The organism is Hirschia maritima DSM 19733 (assembly GCF_000378345.1).
In the GTDB taxonomy this organism is placed as follows: Bacteria; Pseudomonadota; Alphaproteobacteria; order Caulobacterales; family Hyphomonadaceae; genus Hirschia; species Hirschia maritima.
This window is the reverse complement of sequence record NZ_KB899544.1, coordinates 222,713-243,554: the sequence shown is the minus strand read 5'-3', so window position 1 is coordinate 243,554 and position 20,842 is coordinate 222,713. Positions and strand designations below refer to the sequence as shown.

Annotated in this window: 12 protein-coding genes; 9 read left to right on the top strand and 3 right to left on the bottom strand. The window is 44.8% G+C overall.

The genetic code is table 11. From position 1 onward, the window contains the following. Position 1: 1 nt before the first annotated feature. The gene (locus tag F551_RS0100940; RefSeq protein WP_018995594.1) at positions 2-2,938 is read right to left on the bottom strand and encodes a glycoside hydrolase family 97 catalytic domain-containing protein; all 2,937 of its coding nucleotides are present in this window, start codon (positions 2,936-2,938) and stop codon (positions 2-4) included. Between the two features lie 251 nt (positions 2,939-3,189). Here F551_RS0100940 and F551_RS0100935 point away from each other — a divergent pair, with 251 nt between their 5' ends. The 4 genes from F551_RS0100935 to F551_RS0100920 all read left to right on the top strand — a co-directional run bounded on the left by F551_RS0100935 (position 3,190) and on the right by F551_RS0100920 (position 9,448). Then, positions 3,190-5,136, top strand: a complete 1,947-nt coding sequence (locus tag F551_RS0100935) for an alpha-amylase family glycosyl hydrolase (protein WP_018995593.1) — start codon at positions 3,190-3,192, stop codon at positions 5,134-5,136. Positions 5,137-5,157: 21 nt separating this feature from the next. Continuing rightward, positions 5,158-6,804, top strand: coding sequence for an alpha-amylase family glycosyl hydrolase (locus F551_RS0100930; RefSeq protein WP_018995592.1), 1,647 nt, complete (start codon positions 5,158-5,160; stop codon positions 6,802-6,804). A 17-nt stretch (positions 6,805-6,821) separates the two neighbouring features. Then, positions 6,822-7,850: a LacI family DNA-binding transcriptional regulator gene (locus tag F551_RS0100925; RefSeq protein ID WP_018995591.1), complete on the top strand. Its 1,029-nt coding sequence runs from the start codon at positions 6,822-6,824 to the stop codon at positions 7,848-7,850. A gap of 248 nt (positions 7,851-8,098) precedes the next feature. Continuing rightward, the gene (locus tag F551_RS0100920) at positions 8,099-9,448 is read left to right on the top strand and encodes a GntP family permease (protein WP_018995590.1); all 1,350 of its coding nucleotides are present in this window, start codon (positions 8,099-8,101) and stop codon (positions 9,446-9,448) included. On the opposite strand, the gene F551_RS0100915 is transcribed toward F551_RS0100920, so the two are convergent. After that, a complete protein-coding gene (locus F551_RS0100915) occupies positions 9,445-9,930 on the bottom strand; it encodes a gluconokinase (protein ID WP_018995589.1) in 486 nt (161 codons plus the stop codon). The genes F551_RS0100920 and F551_RS0100915 overlap by 4 nt on opposite strands. A gap of 185 nt (positions 9,931-10,115) precedes the next feature. Here F551_RS0100915 and F551_RS0100910 point away from each other — a divergent pair, with 185 nt between their 5' ends. Then, positions 10,116-11,696, top strand: a complete 1,581-nt coding sequence (locus tag F551_RS0100910) for a sodium/sugar symporter (protein WP_018995588.1) — start codon at positions 10,116-10,118, stop codon at positions 11,694-11,696. Positions 11,697-12,072: 376 nt separating this feature from the next. Here the strand turns inward: F551_RS0100910 and F551_RS0100905 are convergent, their stop codons facing one another. Next, the gene (locus F551_RS0100905; RefSeq protein ID WP_018995587.1) at positions 12,073-14,583 is read right to left on the bottom strand and encodes a glycoside hydrolase family 3 protein; all 2,511 of its coding nucleotides are present in this window, start codon (positions 14,581-14,583) and stop codon (positions 12,073-12,075) included. A 292-nt stretch (positions 14,584-14,875) separates the two neighbouring features. Here F551_RS0100905 and F551_RS0100900 point away from each other — a divergent pair, with 292 nt between their 5' ends. The 4 genes from F551_RS0100900 (at position 14,876) to F551_RS0100885 (ending at position 20,835) form a co-directional block, all read left to right on the top strand. Continuing rightward, entirely contained in the window at positions 14,876-17,281 is a 2,406-nt protein-coding gene (locus F551_RS0100900; protein WP_018995586.1) for a glycoside hydrolase family 3 N-terminal domain-containing protein, read from the top strand. Beyond that, positions 17,278-18,312 (top strand): SMP-30/gluconolactonase/LRE family protein, encoded by a 1,035-nt coding sequence (locus F551_RS0100895; RefSeq protein WP_018995585.1) that lies wholly within the window; start codon positions 17,278-17,280, stop codon positions 18,310-18,312. The genes F551_RS0100900 and F551_RS0100895 overlap by 4 nt, the downstream gene beginning before the upstream one ends. 84 nt (positions 18,313-18,396) lie before the next feature. Next, entirely contained in the window at positions 18,397-19,770 is a 1,374-nt protein-coding gene (locus F551_RS0100890) for an MFS transporter (RefSeq protein ID WP_018995584.1), read from the top strand. Between the two features lie 24 nt (positions 19,771-19,794). Continuing rightward, on the top strand, positions 19,795-20,835 hold the full coding sequence (locus F551_RS0100885) for a LacI family DNA-binding transcriptional regulator (RefSeq protein ID WP_018995583.1): 1,041 nt from the start codon (positions 19,795-19,797) through the stop codon (positions 20,833-20,835). Positions 20,836-20,842 lie beyond the last annotated feature (7 nt).

Genomic DNA, 20,842 nt, shown 5'->3' with positions numbered 1-20,842 from the left:
CTTATTTATTCTCTAAACCAAACAAAAAGAGCAGTGGATCTTCAATTCGTGAAGCCCAGCTGGCCTCATTGTGATCTGCTCCTTCATAAACACGGGTTTCAAAGTTGCCTTCACCAAACCCTTGAGCCTTAAAATATTCATCCATAGAATCCTGGTATTCAGGATAAAATGCATCCAAATTGAGCGTCCCACGATCAAACCAGAAGCGATGCTCAGTTGGATCTATCCCGCCATCAGAAAGGCTTGATTGTATCGCTTTAATCGTCTCTTCTCTCGAAGTGGAACTTGCCATTTCATGACTAATGACGAGCGGCCAATGCGTCGACAAACAAGCCGCACCTCCAAATACCTCAGGGTATTCAGACACCGCATATAATGAAATCAACCCTCCCATAGAAGATCCCATTATTTTGGTATTGTCTTTGTCCGAAAGCGTTCGAAATTCAGCATCAATTCTTGGTTTAACTTTCTCTACTATGAATGAAAGATAAGCATCAGAAATAACCGCTTCGCTACCATTTGAATCTTGCAGATTCAGTTTGGAAACAAATTTCTGAGGTGCATATTCACGCCAACGTTCGGAACTATTATCTATCGCAACCAAGATAGCGGGTTCAGTTTTTTCCTCGGCTATCAACTGAGCAAATGCTTCATGCACTTTCCAACCGTCACCCGTAATTGTTGCGCCAGATTCCAATGTATTGTTGCCATCATGCATGTACAAAACTGGGTAATGCCGATCTTGTGAATCATAGTCCGCCGGAAGAACAACCGTTACTTTGCGGGAAGAAATTTCATCGCTTCCCATGTTATCAAAAACCACTTTCTTCATCGCCGGGACATCAATGATTTTTTCAGCAGCCTCTTCCATTGGCGTTATTCGGAAGGCTGCGCCGCCTCCAGCAGCCAAATTCAAACCAATCACAGAATCCGCGGATATCACCCGCTGCTCGATAGTAATATCGTATGGATTTTTTTCCCAATCAGCTTCAGATCCGTCTCTATAAATATCTGCACGATATGCTCTATCTGCATCCAAAAATTCGAAGGTTAGTTGAACGTTCCGCTTTTCCTCATCAGAAACGGCTCCAAGAAACCAATCTTCGCTTCCGCGCTCTTTGCGAGCCATTACTATGAAGTCTCCAACCTCCCCATCCAGGGCGATAGATTCATCCCAGTCTGTCGGAACATCTTTGATAAATTGAAAGGCTTCAGGGTGTTTCTCATAGTTTTCAGGCAAATCAGCCGCCATTTGAATAGGGCTATACACCGTAACATACAAAGCAAGCTGTTTAGCTAATGTGGAAGGAACCTTGTTCTGGTCGTCCTCTCCATTTGGCGCAAGATCAAATATACCCGGTGTGAAATCAAATGGTCCTGACAACATGCGTGTAAATGGCAAGATGGCCTGATGCTCAGGCGGATTTGGCGGCGTTCCCCAGGCATTAAACTCCATCCCACGTGCTCCTTCACGCGAAATTGCATTGGGGTAAGTTCTGCGCAAACCTGTATCCTTCACTGGCTCATGCGCATTGATCGCGATTTTGTGTTCGTGAGCACGTTTCAAAACATGCAAATCATGATTCACACGCTCTTGGCTCGCGTGCCACGTATACCGCGCATTGCCATCTTCATCGACATATTTCAGATCACTTCCATCCGCTACGTAACCTGTTTTAACAGCTGGCACACCAACTCTTTCATATAAGTCGAACGCATCCTCCAACTGATCTTCATAGTTGGAGATACTTCCAGACGTTTCGTGGTGACCGATAATGTGAACACCTCTTTTACGCGCATATTCGGTCAACTCTTCAAGATCGAAATCTTCATAACTTTCCGTAAAACTGAAGAGATCTCCATTGTGAAACCAATCTCCATCCCAACCAGTATTCCAGCCTTCAACTAAGACACCACTGAAACCATTTTCGGCTGCAAAATCGATATATTGTTTTGTATTTTCTGTCGTTGCACCATGGATCGGCCCGGAGCCCCAAGTATATTTTCCAATATGCATCCCCCACCATATTCCAATATACTTGCCCGGCTTGAAGTAAGATACATCGCCCAGTTTATTGGGTTCGTTCAAATTCAAATAAATGTCAGAACCATTGACCAACCCTTCAGCGTCATCTGACACCTGAATAACACGCCATGGCGTATTGAAAGCACCTTCAACATGCACTTTGGTTCCGTCATGGCGAGGCGCAAGATCAGCCTCCAAAATGCCTGACCTACGTTGATCCAGCCACATTCCTGAATAATCAACCAAAGCCGCCTCATGTATTGCGATATGAGTATTTGTCTCTGGTACACGCAAAGTAAATGGAGTGTGCGCTCCTTCTAAATCTCTTACAGGCGTTGTTTTGTAAATGTATTCATAGCGATTGAATTCTCCCGCAGGAGTCCACCAGGCTGTAGCATCAGGATCAACAGAAAACTCTGTCAATTCATCAACAATGACACGCTTACCTGTATCAGGGACTTCATATCGAAACCCCACGCCATCATCAAATACCCGAATCCTGACGCCAAATTCGCTTTGCGTATCTTTTGTTTTGAAATTTACCAACAACTCATTGTGAGCATCATCAATAAAGCGTCGCTCACCCCAGGGCTGCTCCCATGTTTCACTATGTTGAGAACTCTCAATCGAAGTAATCTCAATATCATCATCTAGATTGGCACCATTCGCAAAGCGCAACCCTAACCGCGAGGCATCGACCACCACCTCCTCGCCTTTCATTATAGTATAGCGCGGGATTCCAGCTTCGGAAGTTACACGAAATTCCAAAGCCCCGTTAGGTGAAGAAACAGAAGGTTGAACCGGCATTAATGCTTGAGTTTTTTCTCCACTGATTTCATCAGCAATCACGGACTGACACCCTACAAAAAACGCAGACGCACCCAGTAACACTCCTAATAGACGACAACCCATACCTAATTTCTCCCAATCATGCATGCCATGTTATTTTTTGCATAAAATTCCACAATTTTCATATTTTTGCAATGTAAAAAAGCAAGAAACAACGATCAAAACAAATAGTTTTCTAATAAAAAACCGCCATTTATCGACATTTATTTGCTATTTTGGCACAATTGCCGCCACTAACGACTAGACACAGCCTTATATATTTTGCAATATTTTGCATAAACAAAACTAATTCAATTCGTCGCCGGGAGAATAACATGACCATCTCACTTTTTGGAGAACGAGAAAACCACTCACCATCCCGATTGAGATCCAGCCTTATTGCAACATGCGCAATAGGACTTGGAGCCTGCTCAACACTAAATGCTCCGGTCAGTGCAGATACCAACGCCACTCCCTTAACTACTAAAGCAGTCGACACTACACCATCCGTCACCTCCCAAAGAGGGCCAGAAGACGAAATCATTTATTTTGTACTACCTGACCGCTTCGACAATGCCGATACATCGAATGATACTGGCGGGATTGCTGGCGATCGCCTCCAACACGGCTTTGACCCTACCCATAAGGGCTTTTATAATGGCGGAGACCTTCAAGGCCTCATCAAGCAATTAGATTATCTTCAAGGCCTCGGTATAACAGCGATCTGGCTAACACCCATATTTGAAAACAAGGCTGTACAAGGCACTCCTGGAAATGAATCTTCAGGATATCACGGATATTGGATCACAGACTTCCTCAATGTGGACCCTCACATTGGGACTCGAGAAGATTTCAAACAACTCGTTGATGAAGCACATGGCCGCGATATGCGCGTCTACATGGACATCATTACCAACCATTCCGCAGATGTTATACAATACGAAGAATGCCATGGTGAAAACGCTATTGATGAATTAAAGCAGGCGAATGAATGCCCCTACCGCACCCTTGGGGATTATCCATACACAACCTCCGGCGACATTAATGGAAAACCAACCAATACCGGCTTTTTAGGAGATGATGCTGCTCACCTAAACGAAGACAATTTCAGCAAGCTTACTGACCCCAATTATGCTTACAATGCATACGTTCCCGAAGCCGAAAAAAACGTCAAAAATCCTGCGTGGATGAATGACACTATTTATTATCACAATCGCGGCCATACAACATTCAAGGGCGAAGACTCTCTCTATGGAGACTTTGCAGGCCTAGACGATTTCATGACCGAACATCCGCGTGTCGTGGAAGGCTTTAAAGACGTATACGCTCAATGGATCAGAGACTTTAAAGTCGATGGGTATAGAATTGATACTGCCCGCCATGTGCGTCCAGAATTTTGGCAAGAACTCATTCCGCACTTAGAAGCGGTCGCCAAAGAGGAAGGTATAGAGCATTTCCATATTTTTGGAGAAGTCTATGAACCAAACCCAGGACAGCTGGCTGTGTTTACACGCAGAGATGAGCTGCCAACAGTTTTAGATTTTGCGTTTCAAAATAGCGCAGCAGAATTCGTTATCAACGGGTCAACAGGCGAAGAAATGGCCAGCATGTTCTTCGTAGATTCTTTATATGGAGAAGCCGCAGCTGAAGGCCGCAGGCTGCCTACCTTTCTGGGAAACCATGACATGGGTCGCTTCGCAGGAATGCTTAACATCGCGCACCCGGATATGACTGATGAAGAAAAACTGAAACGCACAAAACTAGCCCATGCAATCATGATGTATTCTCGCGGTGTCCCAACCATTTATTATGGTGATGAACAAGGCTTTGTTTCCGATGGAAACGATCAGGACGCCAGAGAAAACATGTTCGCCAGTACAGTCGATGTTTACAATGACAACGATTTATTGGGAACAGACGCCACGACAGCAGAACGCAACTTTGACACAAGCCACCCGCTTTACGTCACCATTGCCGAATTAGCGCAGCAACGTTTATCACACACCGCACTCAGGAAAGGCGAACAAACCACTCGCCTAGCACACACAGACAAAAGCATTCTGGCTATCTCCCGCACCTTGGAAAATGCTGAGTATGATTATGTCGCTGTGTTTAACGCCGAAAATGAAGCTCAAACTGTTACTTTTGCCGTCGATGGCCGCACAAACGATTGGGAATCCATTGAAGGCACCTGCCCAACTAAGAGCTCAAGTGTAGGGACATTTAAAATTGAAATGCCCGCCCTCGGCTACGCGCTGTGCCGCTCAAAAATATCGAAATAAGACTTTATAATCGAGACTATGATGAACGCCTTGACTTCTTCCATTACATCTTCCCGTGCGGCCAATTCTGAATGGTGGCGGGGAGCCGTTATTTATCAAATTTATCCAAGAAGCTTCTTTGATAGCAATAATGACGGCATTGGTGACCTCAACGGAATTCTTTCAAAACTCGATTATCTATCTGAATTGGGAGTTGATGGCGTTTGGATATCTCCATTCTACACATCTCCCATGAAAGATTTTGGATATGATGTGGCAGACTATTGTGATGTAGATCCGATTTTTGGAAACTTATCCGATTTCGACAAACTCATTGAAAAAGCACATAATCTCGACCTTAAAGTCATAATTGACCAGGTGTTTTCACATACATCTGATGAACACGCGTGGTTCGCTGAAAGTCGACTAGACAAAACCAACGCAAAATCTGACTGGTATGTGTGGGAAAATGCGAAGCCTGATGGAAGCCCTCCCTCAAACTGGCAATCAGTGTTTGGTGGGCCAGCTTGGACCTGGGATGCACGTCGCAAACAATATTATTTGCACAACTTTTTGAAGGAACAGCCGCAGCTCAACGTGCACAATCCAGAAGTACAAAACGCACTTTTAGCCGCTTCGAAATTTTGGCTTGATCGTGGAGTCGATGGATTTCGATTGGATGCAATCAATTTCTCCATGCACAATCGAGAATTGACCGACAATCCAATGTCCAACACACCAGAGAGTGATGTCACGCGCCCTTTCGACATGCAGCTACACATCCACAATCAATCTCAACCTGAGATCCCAGCCTTCCTAGAAAGAGTCCGCAGCCTTCTGGACGATTATGGAGCCACATTTAGTGTCGCGGAAGTTGGCGGCCCAGACCCGATGGATGAAATGCTTGCATTTACAGCCAATGGCAAAAGGCTAAATTCTGCTTATAACTTCGATTTTCTATATGCAAAATCACTCAACCCAAAGATTGTTGCTGATTCCATATCTGCTTGGACACAATCGGAAAACGAAGGTTGGCCTAGTTGGGCGTTCTCAAACCATGATGCTCCTCGCGCCACATCTCGATGGTTTGATATAGAAGCTTTCCCGCATGCCAGCCAAACCATAATGATGCTTTTACTTTCCATACGCGGAAACCCAATAATATACCAAGGGGAAGAATTAGGTCTCGAACAAGGCCATGTCCCTTTCGACCGATTAACCGATCCAGAAGCAATAACAAACTGGCCTTTAACTTTAGGAAGAGATGGCGTTAGAACTCCTATGCCTTGGCAAAGAGATCTTCCCAATGCAGGTTTTTCAAACCAAGATCCTTGGCTTCCTGTAGATCCTCGCCATTACGGCAAGTCTGTTGAAATCCAGAGCACCCAAAACACTTCATGCCTAAATTCTGTGAAAAGCCTACTTCAATTGAGAAAAGGATTACCGTCCCTCATCGACGGAAAACTTGAATTAGTTTCAGTTGAAGATCAATTATTGGTTTTTAAACGCGAATCTGCCAATAGAGATGTGTATTGTTGTTTCAATCTGTCTTCAGCCCCAGCAACCTTGCGACTCGATGCAACACTCACATCGCTTGCTAACGAAATGGGCGCAATTGATATCAATAAAACACCTGATAAGATAATGAGACCTTGGAGCGGTATATGGGCAGCGACTAAGGAAACTTAAACGCATGGAGCTGACATATGGGCAACACGCCTACTCCTCTTAGAAAAGCTACTCGACTAGAGGATTTAGCTCAATTGGCAGGCGTTTCAGTCTCTACCGTTTCAAGAGCACTAAACGATAGTCCGGCGATCAATCGCAGAACTAAAGAACACATATGGCAACTTGCCCGCCAAATGGATTACCCATTTCGTCAATCCATGCCTGCAGGCCCCATTGGAGCGGATGCAACAATTGCTATTGTTGTTCCTCAACCGCAATCTCGAAATGAGCAACGCTCCGACCCTTTTTTAATCCAACTTTTGGACAGCATCAGCGCTGCAGCAAGAGAACGCCAATGCGATGTCCTTATCAGTCACATCTATCCTCGCAATTATGAAGACCTTACTTCTGCGATGAAAACTAGCAGAGCCGATGGCGTAATTTATATCGGTCAAAGTTACTTGAGGTCAGAATTTAATAAATTGAGCCAAGAAGATGATAGATTCGTCGTCTGGGGAGCAGAGTTTTCAGATCAAGAATATTGCTGCGTTGGAAGTGACAACCCTGAGGGTGGAAAACGAGCAACATCTCACCTGATCCGACTTGATCGACAAAATATTGTTTTCCTAGGTGATACGCAGGCACCTGAAGCTTCACAAAGATATAGGGGTTATCTAGAAGCACACGCAGAACATGGCTTAAGCGTCAATGAAGACATGCAAATACCTGCTCATTTTGAAGTAGAATCAGCAGAAGCAGCCATCGAAAGTTTGATCGCATCGGGCAAAAAATTTGACGGCATTGTAGCTGCAAGTGACATGCTAGCTCTAGGTGCAATCCGCGCCTTGCAGAAAAACGACAGAAACGTCCCTGAGGACGTATCAGTGATTGGATACGACAACATCCCTTTTGCAAGTCTATCGTCACCTGCACTATCAACAATCTCTCAAGACACCCGAAAAGCCGGGCGTATGCTTGTCTCAAAACTTCTGGATACAAGAGGTCATGTTAGTCGCTCTGAAAGACTTCCAACTAACTTAATCGTTAGAGATACCTGCGGAGGTTAAACCTCCCATATGTGTGACCACACAATTGCATTAGACTTGAGCTCAGTTTTCACATTGTTTTGAGCGGTTCTATTCCATCAAAGATAGAAAACCTGTGCGGTATATGCTTTAAAACCTAACATTGGAACTCTATCAAAACCCCAAAACAGCCCCGAACAGTCCACGCTGGTACCATCGAAACAGTTATTGACATCGTTGTCTAAATAATGAAGATCTTACTTTCTCCGCCGCAAATTGGAACTAGTTAGATGCCCACCCTTCCCCTAATCGCCACTTCAATATCGATTGTAGCTCTACTTTTCTTAGTTTTGCGCGTGAAACTACCAGCTTTTATCGCATTGCTGTTGGTGAGCCTTGGATTTGGTATCAGTGTCGGCATGACACCGGATGATGTCATCAACGCTGTAAAAGATGGAATGGGTGGCACTTTAGGGTTTGTGGCAGTTGTCGTCGGACTAGGTGCAATGATGGGGGCATTGCTGGAACAATCAGGAGGCGTTCAAGCTATTTCTTCAACGATTCTAAAGCGTTTTGGAATCGAAAAATCTCAATTGGCTCTTGGACTTATTGGTTTTCTTGTCGCCATCCCTGTATTCTTCGATATTGCTTTCATAATCCTAATGCCTGTATTGCTAGGCCTACAGAAAAAAACGCAAAAACCACTAATCTACTTCGCAATGCCACTACTTGCAGGACTTGCGGTCACCCACTCGTTTATTCCACCCACACCCGGTCCGATAGCCGTTGCCGATATTCTGAATGCTGACTTAGGGTGGGTTATTCTTTTTGGAGCTCTAGCAGGCTTACCAGCCGCCTTTGTTGGCGGCCCCCTATTAACCAAACACCTTATGTCTCAGGACGTGTTCAACACACACGCTATACATGAAACCGAGCACGAAATTGTAGAACCTGAAAACCCAATTAGTTTTTCTGCTGCAATGTTGGCAATTTTACTACCACTTGCCCTGATCCTCGCTGCAACACTTACTAAAATGCAATTAGGTGACACCGAAACTCTTTCCCCTACTCAACAGATTATTCTTTTTCTCGGCCATCCTTTTATTTCTCTGCTGCTTGGCTGTTTAGTGAGCTGGTATGCCTTGGGGATACGCAGAGGCGTCCCTGCGGATGGGCTAATGCAAGCTATGACCAAAGCGCTAGAGCCTGCAGGTATTGTCGTTCTCGTAACAGGTGCTGGGGGAGTGTTTAAACAAATACTTGTCACATCAGGTGCTGGTGCTGACCTCGCCGCGGTTTTACAATCCAACTCAATGCCGATAATCGGCTTTGCTTTTCTAGTTGCCGCTATCGTTAGGGTAGCTCAGGGTTCAGCCACGGTCGCCATGATTACAGCAGCCGGCCTAACTGCCCCAGTCGCAGAAACTATAGGCTTGGCAGGACCTGCGCTTGCCCTACTGGTCATTGCGATCGCCGCTGGTGCAACTGTAATTTCTCACGTAAACGATTCTGGTTTTTGGTTGGTGAGCCGTTATCTAAACCTTGATGAAAACCAGACACTAAGAAGCTGGACGATATCCACGACACTTATTGGATTTACAGCATTCGCAATCACCTGCATTCTTTGGATGTTTGTCTAAGTTTCCTCAAAGATATCCAGAACATCCCGAATGACTTTTTCAATAGGCTGCTGAACATTTACGCATGGGATTTCAGCGCTCAATTCTAATGCATCGAGTTGCGAATCCAAAAGCTCGGGTGGGAAGAAGTGCTCACTTCTCGCCTGCAGACGCTTTAGCAATACTTCCTTCGTCGCACTCAAACAAACAAATCGAACATCTTGCTCAAATTCTTGATTTATCCAGTCTCGAACTATCGGATTAAGAGCAGAACAAGAAACGACACAATCAGAATCTATCTCATTAATTGAATTAGCCAATGACACAATCCAAGCATGACGGTCAGCATTTTGAAGAGCTATCCCTTGGCTCATTTTAGCTTTGTTTGTTTCTGGATGAAAATCATCGCCTTCAAAAAAGGGTATTTGAAGCTGGTCAGCTAACTTACGACCAATCGTGGATTTACCTGCCCCAGAAACCCCCATCACAATAAAGACAGTCATTCTTTCCCTCTTTTTGTAGCAAAAAATCACAACCACATTTCCGCACTGAGTATACTCGCCCAACGAAAGCATGCTGTTGACAACGTTGTCCTTATCAGTGAAAGCTCTTATACACAATATCGCGTTTTTACCGCGTTGAAAAAATCAAAATCTAAAACACTAATAAAAATGAGAGTTGAAAAAGGATGGGATTGGAAACAATAGATTTGGCGATTGTGATTGGGTACGCTGTTGCGCTCATCGCAATAGCTACACTTTTGTCGCGCGAGAAAGCAGGTCATCAAAAGGATTCAGAAGATTATTTTCTGGCCGGAAAAGCACTTCCTTGGTGGGCTGTTGGTGCATCGCTTATTGCAGCCAATATTTCTGCTGAGCAAATCATTGGAATGTCGGGTTCGGGGTATGTAGTTGGCCTTGCTATTGCTTCTTATGAATGGATGGCAGGTATTACCTTGTTGATAGTTGGTAAGTTTTTCTTACCCGTATTCCTCAAGCATGGCATTTACACAATGCCGCAATTCCTTGAAAAACGATTTGACGTTCGCGTTAAAACAGTCATGTCGATTTTCTGGCTACTGCTCTACACATTCGTGAATTTGACGGCCATTCTGTGGCTCGGTGCAACTGCCATCAATGCATTAACAGGGTTTGATATCACATACGGTCTAATCGTATTGGCCGTTTTCGCAGTTGCTTACTCTCTCTATGGTGGTCTGAAAGCTGTAGCCATGACTGATATCATTCAGGTCGTGCTACTGGTTCTAGGTGGGATGCTAATCACCTGGATCGCGCTCGATAAGGTATCTGGCGGTGCCGGCCCTATTGAAGGTATGAGCGTATTACTTGAACAAGCACCTGGAAAGTTCGACATGATCCTTTCCAAAGATAATCCTGAGTACATGAACCTACCTGGTATTGGTGTGTTAATCGGTGGAATGTGGATGATGAACCTATCCTATTGGGGGTTCAATCAATACATTATTCAACGTGCCCTTGGTGCCAAATCGCAAGATGAAGCTCAAAAAGGTATCGTGTTTGCAGCATTCCTTAAGCTGTTAATGCCGCTAATTATTGTTATTCCGGGTATTGCTGCTTACGTTTTGTCTCAAGACCCAAACAGTGGTCTATATGTTGGCCGTCCCGATCAGGCATACCCAACTGTGATGGCCCTCGCCCCTATCGGAATCAGAGGCCTCATCTTTGCTGCACTAGTAGCAGCCATCGTGTCCTCTCTTGGTTCAATGATGAACTCGATTTCAACCATTTTTACACTCGACATTTATCGTCCTTGGCACAAAGGCGAGGAGTCTGAAGGTGAATTGGTGAAAATCGGACGTTTTGCAAGCTTAACTGCAATCATCATTGCTGTGTTAGTTGCACAACCACTCCTTGGAAAATCAGAGCAAGCATTTCAGTTTATTCAGGAATTCACAGGCTTCTTCACTCCAGGAATTTGTGCGATCTTCATACTTGGTGTGTTCTGGAAAGGATCGACCGCAAATGGAGCATTGCTCGCAGCAATAGGTTCATTCGCATTCTCAGTTGTAGGGAAGTTTTATTTTGCACACATCCCATTCATGGATCGTGTACTATATGTATTTCTTGGCTGCTGCGCTGTCATTGCAATCATGTCATTCATTGATAGAAAAATGCCAGAGAAGGCAATCGATCTAAACGGAATCAAGTTTGGAACAAGCTCAGCATACAATGTCGGTGCTCTTGTAGTCGTTGCAGCTGTTGCAGCCCTGTACGCACTATTCTGGTAGCTTGTTGATATTGAACTAAAAGTGCACTTGTAAGCGTTTGCTGTGTACATTTAGACGAAAACTAAAACCTGATGCTCTCAACAAAGCATCAGGTTTTTTTATAACTACATTCAGCATAACGCAATTACCTCTCAGTATGGTTGAGTGAAGCCCCTCCCAATCCATCCATTCCCCTGAGATATAATTGAAGTTGCTCCTCGCAACTGATGAATGTGAGCAGCAACATAGGATACCAATATCCAATTTACCCGCACCAACGTTGCAACATAAAAAAATGGCCCCCTGTTGTAAAACAGAGGGCCAGTTTGGGACAAAGAACATCAATTTGAGATAACCATTCGGGAGATTGGCTGGTCATGAGTGCTCTTCATAAAACTTACTTAACCGAGCAGTTGGCAACCCCATCTTCATCTTGAGCCAACATCACATTGCTCACACCTAACTGTGCGCCCTCGGGAGCGACCAAATTGATTGCAGATTGCAATTTGGTCATATCAACACCGTCTTCAGCAAAACAACTCAAGCTGAATCGGTATTCTGTCCATTCAGATGAAACAGTTCCAAGATCCTTTGCTAAAGATGTACATTCCGAACTACCCATGCACCCCATAGCCATTTTGACACCGTCTACATCTCCGCTGAGACTTTTCAACGTAAACGACAATTCCAATGCACCATTAGATTCACGAGAGAAATCTTCACCCTTGTCTGAAATAATTGACACCATAATATCTGGTTTTTTCCAACTTATAGACACGGCATCTTCTTGAGCTTTGTGATCAACTTTACCGAACTCAACGGCATTCATATCAATGCCGCTCGATCCATTCACACGCCATTTCCAATCCGGATTTATCAACCCTTTGGAATAAAAGTTTCCTTTGTCCACCCCATGGTCAGACACACCGGATTCTAAGGACAAAACATCTAATTGAGCATCACTTGAATAATTCAGCCCATACCCTAGATCGAATAGATAATCGCCAGCTAAGGCTTTATCGGCATCAGCAGTCGCGGGCCAAGGAAAAGAAAGACGGCCAGTAAAGTCGTATTCTGGTTGTACTTGGAACAAGACATCAGACACTCCGGCCCCTTCACTACCAGGCAACCAGGCTGCCACAAAGGCATCGGACGCATTGATCTCAGGATTAGTCCACAATGGGCGACCAGAGAGGAAAACAGAAACAACGTCTGCACCAGCCTCTTTATAAGCGGACAACTTTGAAACATCGAAACCTTTTGGTTTGAAATCTAGGTGATCAATATCACCTTGAAATTCAGCATAAGGGTCTTCGCCATACACCGCGATTACGACATCAGCTGCGATATCGGTATCACCTTCTGGAGAAAAAATAACCTTTCCGCCGGCAGCTTCAACAGCTTCTTTAATTCCATCAAGGATACTGTTTCCGTTTGGAAAATCAGAGTTCTCTGCATCTCCGCCTTGCCATGAAAGTGTCCAACCACCCGCAGCCTTGGAAATACTATCAGCGCCATCACCAACAACAAGCACAGTTTTCCCTGCATCTATTGGTAGAACGCTGTCATTGTTTTTCAGAAGAACAAGAGACTCTCGAACAGCCTGACGCGCAACTTCTCGGTGTTCTGCTTTTCCTAGCTCGTTATTGTCACCAGCATATTTACGTTGGCTAGGAAGAGGTTTTTCAAAAATACCAGAAGCAATCTTCACTCGCAAAATACGGCGAACAGCATCATCCAATCGTTCTTGTGAAACCACTCCCGATTTGACGTGTTCAAGCGTAGATTCATACAAACCTTTCCAACTGTCCGGAGCCATATACATGTCTAGTCCAGCATTCAGCGCTTGAGGACAATCTGTGTTCGTACACCCTTCCACCTGTCCATGACCGTTCCAGTCACCAACGATGAACCCTTGAAAATTCATTTGTTCTTTAAGGACGCCCGTTAACAAGGATTTGTTGCCGTGCATTTTCTTGCCATGCCAACCAGAAAAGGAAGCCATAATAGTCTGCACACCAGACTCCACGGCACCTATGTATCCAGCACCGTCAATATCTCGCAGCTCTTCTTCTGAGATGATGGCATCACCTTGGTCGCGACCTTTTTCCGTTGCACCATCACCCAGGAAGTGCTTGGCGCTAGAGATTACACGGCCATCTTTCATGAAATCTTCGTCACCAAATTTGCCCTGCAAACCTTCTACAATTCTCGCAGAATATGATGATTGAATGTCGCTTTTGCTCGAGAAGCCTTCATAGCTACGCCCCCAACGTACATCACGTGGAACAGCAAGCGTGGGAGCAAATGTCCAATCATGCCCCGAAACGACCAATTCATGTGCTGTAATTTGTGATATTTTCTCTATCAAATCTGGGTTATTTGCTGCACCCAGACCAATATTATGCGGAAACACAATTGCGCCAGTCAGATTGGCGTGACCATGAACAGCATCAATTCCCCAAATAACTGGAATAGCAACTTCAACACCATCCAAATCTAGAGATGCCTGGAAATACTTATCCGCATCCTCCAGCCACAATGATGCATCTGCGTAAGGCTTTTCACCTGGAGCAGAATTTCCACCACTAAGAACGGAACCTAATCGATACTTTTTCACTTCTTCAGGCGTAACAGATTCAGAATCTGCTTGAATAACCTGACCGACTTTTTGTTCCAACGTCATCTTGGACAGCAAGACGTCGATACGCTGTTCAATTTCTGGATCTAGCGGCAATGGCTCAAGGCTCGGCCAAATTTCAGGGTTAGCCTCAGCCGGATGCTTCTCAGCGGCAGCTTTTGACACTTCTACTTCTGCACCATTTTGGGTTTGCACAGAATTATTCCCCTGACACCCTAAAATCGTTGTCCCCATCAACATGGCTACAAATAAACGCTGATATGACATTCCGACTTCCTCTTGAAACACCTGTTTTGACTATAACTGCCCAATATTGATTACGTTGTCAACGACAATCAATGCACATTTGATTCCATCAATAACTCACGCTGCTCTCAATCAAGCAGATATGCTTTGATATAAAAATGCTCCATGCAAATTCACAGACTGACAACGTTGACATTTAGAGTATGTCAGTGAATAAATGCGGCAAAGAATAATGGCTAATAAAGAAGGAGCTTAAATCCCGCTGATCGTGTTCGATTGCTGGATTTAACATTTTTGGTATATGAAACAGACCTTGAAAACATTCGCGTCCATTGCGTTATGCAGCACTTTTCTGACAGGATGTCAGGCTCTTTCAACACAAGTGAACCCGGCTCCAACTGCATTAGTCGATGAGATTCAGAAAACCTCTGACACAACTTCCTCTTTCGAAAAATGCCTCTCCCCACGCGCTATTGAACTTCTTTCAAAAATGACATTGGAAGAGAAGATCGGGCAACTTCATCAAGCAGCAGGTGGGCGCAGTAAAAACTTAAATTCACGCCTGAACGAAGAAGAATTTGATAAAGTACGCCGCGGAGAAATTGGCTCCTATCTGCATGTTGCCGGCGCAGCTGAATTGAAAGAAATTCAACGTGTAGCTTTAGAAGAAAGTACACATGGAATTCCCCTCCTTTTTGCAATGGATGTTGTTCACGGATATCGGACAATTTATCCCGTTCCAATCGCCATGGCAGCATCATGGGACGATGAACTAATGGAAGAAGCTTCTCGCATGGCGGGTCGCGAGTCAGCTTCTTCAGGGCTTCATTGGACATTTGCACCAATGGTGGATATCGCGCGAGACCCTCGCTGGGGGCGCATTGTAGAAGGTGCTGGATCTGACCCTTATTTAGGCTCTAGAATGTCAGAGGCTCAGGTTAAGGGTTTTCAAAACGGGGATCTTTCAGCAGAAGATACTGTTCTCGCCACAACTAAGCACATTGGTGTCTATGGTGCCCCTACTGGCGGCCGAGATTACGGAACTAGCGATGTGTCAGAACGGACTGTAAATGAGGTCTACCTTCCTCCCTTCTATGCAGCCAACCAAGCTGGAAGCGGGTCATACATGACAGCTTTCAATGACATTGCTGGCATTCCAACAACCGCAAATGAAGAACTTGTTGATGGTGTGTTACGTTCTGATTGGGGCTTTTGCGGCATGATTGTTAGTGACTGGAATGCCATCCATGAACTTACCAATCACGGGATCGCCAAAGACCGCGCTGAAGCAGGCTCTCTAGCCCTTCAAGCGGGTGTCGACATGGATATGACAAGTGAAGTCTACAAAAAAGACCTCATAAACGCGATCAAAGAAAACCCTAACCTTGAAAATGACCTTAACCTAGCCGCAGGCCGGATCATCACTGTTAAAGAGCAACTCGGACTGTTTGACAAAGGATTGCAATACCATGACGTTGAACGCGAACGCGCTGAAATTCTCAAAGACGAGAACAGAGCCTTGGCGCGTAAAGCAGCACAAAAAACTGCCGTATTGCTGAAAAATGAAAACAACGCGCTCCCCATAACAGAACCACAAAAAATTGCGGTGATCGGCGGGCTAGCAAAAGACACTATGACTCAGCTTGGGTCTTGGCGTGCTCGGGGTGACAAAAATGAAGTTGTCTCACTTCTTGATGGTCTGACAAACAATGCTCCTGAAGGCATTGAGATCAGCTATGCCAAAGGTACTGAAGTTTATGAATCTTCATTCTCCTATGCTCCAGATAGACAAGTGTCCGTGGAAGACAACATCTACTCTGCTCCTCAAGCTGATCTTGCTAAAGCCATCGAAACAGCTGAAGCGGCTGATCGCGTTGTCTTAGTGATTGGTGAACACTATGACTGGTCAGGAGAAGCTCGTGCGCGAACAGATATTGAACTCCCAGAAAATCAAATGAAACTAGCAGAGGCTATTTTCAAAACAGGCAAGCCAGTAACAGTTGTACTCGTGACCGGCCGTGCAATGGCTATCCCAGAATTAGATGAAAAAGCAGACGCAATTCTTAACTTTTGGATGAGCGGTGTTGAAGCTGGAAACGCATTAGCCGATATCGTTTATGGAGAGGTGTCTCCTGCTGGTCGACTTCCAATCAATTTCCCAAGAAAGACCGGGCAAGTTCCATTTTCATACTCAGAAAACCCAAGTGGTCGCCCAGCCCACTCAAATCTGGCTAAAGACACCAATCGTTCCATAGATGTTGAGACCACTCCACTCTACCCTTTCGGGCATGGCCTGAGTTATTCCAGCTTTGAATACGGTGAGCTAACCGCAGACACCACATCCATATCGTCAGATGGTAGTGTCCAACTTACCACTGACGTAACCAATACTGGAGACATGGTTGCTGAAGAAGTGGTTCAACTTTACATGCGCGACCCATACGCATTCGTAGCTCGTCCTCGCATTGAATTGCGAGGCTATAAACGCATTTCCCTTGAACCTGGCGAAACAGCAAAAATCACATTCACTGTTCAAGCCGAACAATCTGGCATTTATGTCAAACGAAATGAATGGCTCACCCAAGCAGGAGAACTAAAGTTCTTTATTGGGCGCTCTTCATCAGATATAGAAAGTGAAACATCCATCAATGTAACTGATCAAAAAAGGGGTTCAATCCCCGCTGCCGCGATCAAAACAAAAGTTGAAGTTTCAAAATGATAAATCGACGTCAATACGTAACGGGCCTTGGAGCTGCAGCAGTTTTGGCTGCATGTTCCAAGGAAGCTGGAACTTCTCCAAACTCAAACCCTAATCCGGCCTTACATGCGTTTGACCCAAGGTTCTTTGATTACATCGCACCAAACGCAGAGTGGAGTGTATTATCCTCAGGGCATCAATGGCTGGAAGGTCCCGCTTGGGATTCCAAACGCCAAAAACTGTATTTTACTGATGTCCCCCAAAATGTAGCTTATACATGGTCCCAAAAGGATGGAGTATCTGTATTTCTGAAACCTTCCGGCGCAGACTTAAGCGAAAAAGATGGCTTCAGAGAACCTGGTGCAAATGGTCTTTGGTACGAAGCTGACACTGACAGTTTGATAATTTGCAATCATGGACGGCGCTCGGTTCAAAGAATGGATTTGCAAACAAATGAGGCTGTTGATCTAACTCATCAATTTGAAGGCAAGAAGTTCAATAGCCCAAACGATGTTGTCAAAGCCAAGGATGGAACGCTATTTTTTACTGACCCTCCATACGGCTTAAAAGATCTAGACGCCTCGCCTCTCAAAGAAATGGCGCATAATGGAGTGTATAAACTATCTCCCAATGGCGAAGTTACACGTTTGCTGGATGACATGACATTCCCAAATGGCGTAGTCCTCTCTCCAGATGAAGGTCATCTCTATATATCTCAATCAGATCCCGAGGCTGCAATCGTACGCCGCCTCACTTTGAGTAACGAATTTACGCCTACAAATGATGAAATCTGGTTTGATGCCTCGCAATATCAAAATGAAGACATGCCCGGCCTTCCCGACGGCATGACAGTATGTGCAGATGGGTCTGTTTTTGTAACGGGCCCGGGCGGTGTCTTTCTCATATCAGCAGATGGTACGGCTCTTGGACGCATCACGACAGGACGAGCAAATGCTAATTGTGTTTTTGGAGAAGACGGACAGTCACTATTCATAACTGCTGGTCATAGCCTGATAAAGCTACCAACACTATGTAGAGGATTAGCTACCTGACTTGTTAGTTCCAAATCCATCAATTAGCCTGCAAAGATTCGTTGCGCTACTAGCAACGACAAGAGTCCTTAGAGGTTAATCAGCATGCATTCTCGAAACACCTCACTTTCGTGGCGTACCCTTGTTGGCTACGGAATTGGTGATTTCGGGATAAACATATACTGGAATAGCTTATCGCTCATTCTCGTTTTTTGGTATGCGGATATTCTCGGCCTCCCACCCACCATAGCAGGGGGTATCTACTTCATTGGTTTGTTTTGGGATGCAATCTCAGATCCAATAGTTGCCTTTCTAGCCGAGCGTACGAGAACAAAGTTTGGAACTTATCGTCCATTTATATTATATGGGTGCGGCGTATTGGGGTTAGTATTCACTTTCTTGTTCTGGATCCCACCGTTTGAAGGCAATGGATTGATCATCCATCTTGCTGTGACACACATGATATTCCGCACTTGTTATACGTTTGTAGCAGTGCCCTACTCAGCGCTTTCTTCAAGATTATCATTCAATAGCCGAGACAGAACTGTTATCTCTGGCACAAGGATGTTCTTCGCCTTTTCTGGCTTGCTAACTGTTTCATTATTGTGGTTCCCACTTGTGAGGTTTTTCAACAACGGCTCGGAAACTGATGGCCACGGCTTCTTCATGACAGCATTTGTCGGAAGCAGTGTCGCAACGCTTGCTCTCCTCTCTTGTTTTTTCAATACTAGAGAACGCCCCCCTCCGGGTCGCCGTCAGGCACCTACCAATAATTTTCTACTTTTCCTAACAAGCGCTGTCAGCAATAAAGCCCTTACCCTGATGCTTTTAGCTGTTTTCTTTCAGGCCGCCGGAACTGCAAGTTACCTTATTCCTCTGGCGTTTTTTATTGAGATCAATCAATCCACCTTTGCTTCCAAAGAAACGATCTTCACAATTTCCGCAATTGCTTCTCTTATCGGAGCTCCAGTTTGGACATACGTGATTAGCAAACTGAATAAAAAAACGGCGTGGATCTCTGCGACCTTCATCGTATCTATATGTGGTATCAGTTTGGCATTTATGAACCTTCCTCTGATTTCAGGAATCCCACCTGAAACAGCGGGGCTGGGCTTTGGCTGCAGCGCATTTGGTGTGCTTGTTTGGTCCTTCATCCCTGATACTGTAGAATATGGACAATGGAAGACTGGTATTAGAAATGAAGCCGCTGTGTTTGGCTCGGTCACATTAGTTCAAAAAATATCAGGCGGATTAACTGGATTGGGCGTAGGAATAGTTCTGTCCTATTTAGGCTATGACGCCCAAATAGAAGCTCAATCAGACGCTGTAGTAGATGGAATCAGGTTATACATTTCTATAATGCCTGGAGTGCTATTAACTTTATCGGCAGTTGTGATTTATATCTTACCGTTAAGTCGCAGCAGACACGCCCAAATTATTGATGAATTATCTGAATCTGCGGATTCGGTTGAAAAATAGACTATTGAAAACAGGAAAACGCTTATGCCTCAAAGTGCTCCCAAAATGAAGGATGTTGCAAAGTTAGCAGGCGTTTCGATTAAGACTGTTTCGCGTGTTTTAAACAACGAGCCACATGTCAAAGAAGAACTGCGCGACAAAGTAAAATCTGCTGTCGAAGAATTAGGATATGTACCCAGTGCGAATGCACGCAGTCTGCGCAGTAATCGTGGTTACACAATCCACTTCATAATTCATAATAATCGAAGCAATTATGTGAACGCTATCCAGGCCGGAATTATCAAAGCCTGTCAGGACAATGGCTACCAATTGATAGTTTCCATGATTATGGACAGTCAAAATTTAAGCAAAAAACAAATTGAAGAGAAGTTATCTCGCCTCCCAACGCTGGGGGTTCCGGATGGTGCTATTTTGGTTTCCCCGTTGTCAAACGATGAGCGCATCAACACAACCCTCAAGGACATGGGCGTTCCTATCGCGCGTATCGGGCCAAATGACATCGATGACGACCAAATTGAAGTGAAAATCAATGAACGCGAAGCAGCACGTGAAATTACACAATATCTAATTGATTCAGGTCATACACGCATCGGCTTTATCCGAGGGAAAGAAGATCAAAACGCTACAATCGAACGTTATGCAGGATACAAGCAAGCCCTACTTGATTCTCGCATACTTCTGGATGAATCATTAGTCTATTCAGGGAATTTCGAATTTGAAGGCGGATTAAAAGCGGGTGAAAAACTCCTAGATATGGAAAAACCACCACAAGCTGTTTTCGCTGCAAATGATGATATGGCTGCTGGTGTTTTAAGCGCTGCTCACCGCAAAGGAATTAGCGTTCCATCCGAACTTTCAGTCGTTGGATTCGATGACTCAGAAATCGCCGACAAAATGTGGCCTACCCTGACTACAATCAGACAACCATTGCTGGAGCTTGGAGAAACAGCCACAAACCTCCTTATCGCTAGAAGTCAAAAACTGTCAGGCATCGAGCCCCAGAAATACTTGCCGCACAAACTTGTTGTCAGAGAATCTGTTAAACAACCTGCTCACATCGATTGAACTTTTT

What these genes read in the sequence shown, in the direction of transcription:
- F551_RS0100940 (WP_018995594.1), bottom strand. Translation starts at nt 2,938, where the DNA reads ATGGGTTGTCGTCTATTAGGAGTGTTACTGGGTGCGTCTGCGTTTTTT.
- F551_RS0100935 (WP_018995593.1), top strand. Translation starts at nt 3,190, where the DNA reads ATGACCATCTCACTTTTTGGAGAACGAGAAAACCACTCACCATCCCGA.
- F551_RS0100930 (WP_018995592.1), top strand. Translation starts at nt 5,158, where the DNA reads ATGAACGCCTTGACTTCTTCCATTACATCTTCCCGTGCGGCCAATTCT.
- F551_RS0100925 (WP_018995591.1), top strand. Translation starts at nt 6,822, where the DNA reads ATGGGCAACACGCCTACTCCTCTTAGAAAAGCTACTCGACTAGAGGAT.
- F551_RS0100920 (WP_018995590.1), top strand. Translation starts at nt 8,099, where the DNA reads ATGCCCACCCTTCCCCTAATCGCCACTTCAATATCGATTGTAGCTCTA.
- F551_RS0100915 (WP_018995589.1), bottom strand. Translation starts at nt 9,930, where the DNA reads ATGACTGTCTTTATTGTGATGGGGGTTTCTGGGGCAGGTAAATCCACG.
- F551_RS0100910 (WP_018995588.1), top strand. Translation starts at nt 10,116, where the DNA reads ATGGGATTGGAAACAATAGATTTGGCGATTGTGATTGGGTACGCTGTT.
- F551_RS0100905 (WP_018995587.1), bottom strand. Translation starts at nt 14,583, where the DNA reads ATGTCATATCAGCGTTTATTTGTAGCCATGTTGATGGGGACAACGATT.
- F551_RS0100895 (WP_018995585.1), top strand. Translation starts at nt 17,278, where the DNA reads ATGATAAATCGACGTCAATACGTAACGGGCCTTGGAGCTGCAGCAGTT.
- F551_RS0100890 (WP_018995584.1), top strand. Translation starts at nt 18,397, where the DNA reads ATGCATTCTCGAAACACCTCACTTTCGTGGCGTACCCTTGTTGGCTAC.
- F551_RS0100885 (WP_018995583.1), top strand. Translation starts at nt 19,795, where the DNA reads ATGCCTCAAAGTGCTCCCAAAATGAAGGATGTTGCAAAGTTAGCAGGC.